This window comes from Roseibium sp. RKSG952 (assembly GCF_009711355.1).
In genome coordinates this window covers 1-1413 of record NZ_SMMF01000502.1, presented here as the reverse complement: position 1 = coordinate 1413, position 1413 = coordinate 1, and the positions used below count along the sequence as shown (strand labels likewise).

The following is a 1413-nucleotide window of genomic DNA, read 5'->3' as shown; positions in this document are numbered from 1 at the left end:
CAAGTGCCATTCACGCTGTTTTTGTTCGTCAGTCATAGGCACCCCGGATCTTTGTTACACTGGCGGTTATGGCCCGCCACCTGCCGCGCAAATGTCTTGTCGTTTTGAATGATGAAGCTTCGGCTAGCGCCGTTGGGGGTGAGCCGCTTGTACCCTGCCCCGTCAGTCACATGTACCGTCTGCCAGCACCCGCCCACCAAGAGCGCGGCAAATGGCAGGATCATCCATTTCAGAGATTTCTTCATCGGTCCGGCTCCTTTCCGTAAGCTGATCGATTGTCGATTGCAGGGACGCGGTTCGGGCTGCCTCCCGGCCATCGGAGCGGCCTTTCAGGTACATCCCGCCAGCCAATAAAAAAGCGGCTATCAAAGCCGCGCCGAGAAGCTGGATATGGGAGAGTCCGAAAATCACACCACCTCCCGGCCCAGAAGCGTGTTCACCCGCCGCTGGATCACATCCCGGTAGCGCCACGCAAAGAACGCCAGAACGGCAACAGCGACACCCCCGGCAATCAGCCCCCACGGCAACCCGGCAAGGAACGCCGAGACCCCAGCCCCGCCGACTGTGCCGAGCCCCTTGGTCGCAGTATCCTTCACGGCCTTTGCATCCCGGCGAAGCTGCGCCAAGGTCGCTGGTCCAAGGATGCCGTCATTTTCCAGATGCGGGTGTGCCTTCTGGTAGGCCAGCACGGCGGCTTTCGTCTTCTGCCCCATCCAGCCATCAATCACGCCGGGATCAAACCCGCGCTCGCTCAAGATGATTTGCGCTTCCTCAACCACCGGATCGGATTTTGCCGGTGTCGAAGTCTCAACCTTGCGCGGGATGCCCTCGCCCGCCTGTCCCGGGTACTGGCCGGTCAGGAACAGGTGCGCCTCCTCCTGTCGGCGTCTGACCAGCCCGCGCAGGGTCCGGCCACTGGCTGTGTTGTAGTTCCGCTCCCAATGCTCTGCCGCGCCGTCCTTGTCCCCGGCCCGCCACAGCTTCATGGCTTTCCAGCTCATGAACCGGGCCCCGAGATTGAACACCGCCGACACACAGGCGTCGAACTCGTGCTGTTTCGCTCCGCTCTCGGGCAGATTGTGCAAGACGGGCGGCTCGTATTCCTCGTTCAAAAGCACCTTCAGAATACGGTCATTTTCCTTCCGGGTGATCCGGTCCCCGAGCTTGAGCGGCTTGCCCCAGATCCGGCGAAACACACCGCTCCGGTTTGTGAAACCGGTTCCGATGGTGATCACCCCCACCGGGTCCTTATAGGCTCTGGACACAAAGCCCTCATGGCCCGCGATGAAAGCGAGCCCTCTTTCGCTGGTCTGCATTGGATTTGCCTCGTCGTTAGGCCATGAAAAAAGCCCCTCAAGGGGGCCTGCGGATTGGATGTGTTGGGGAGGGTCAGCCGTCTAGCTTGACCTCAAC

Annotated in this window: 2 protein-coding genes; both read right to left on the bottom strand. The window is 60.9% G+C overall.

Features of this window, described 5'->3' with window-relative positions:
* Positions 1-162: 162 nt before the first annotated feature.
* Positions 163-411: a hypothetical protein gene (locus tag E1297_RS01820; protein ID WP_155133146.1), complete on the bottom strand. Its 249-nt coding sequence runs from the start codon at positions 409-411 to the stop codon at positions 163-165.
* Complete coding sequence (locus tag E1297_RS01815) at positions 408-1316, bottom strand: peptidoglycan-binding protein (RefSeq protein ID WP_155133143.1); 909 nt, start codon at positions 1314-1316, stop codon at positions 408-410. The genes E1297_RS01820 and E1297_RS01815 overlap by 4 nt, the downstream gene beginning before the upstream one ends.
* Positions 1317-1413: the final 97 nt, after the last annotated feature.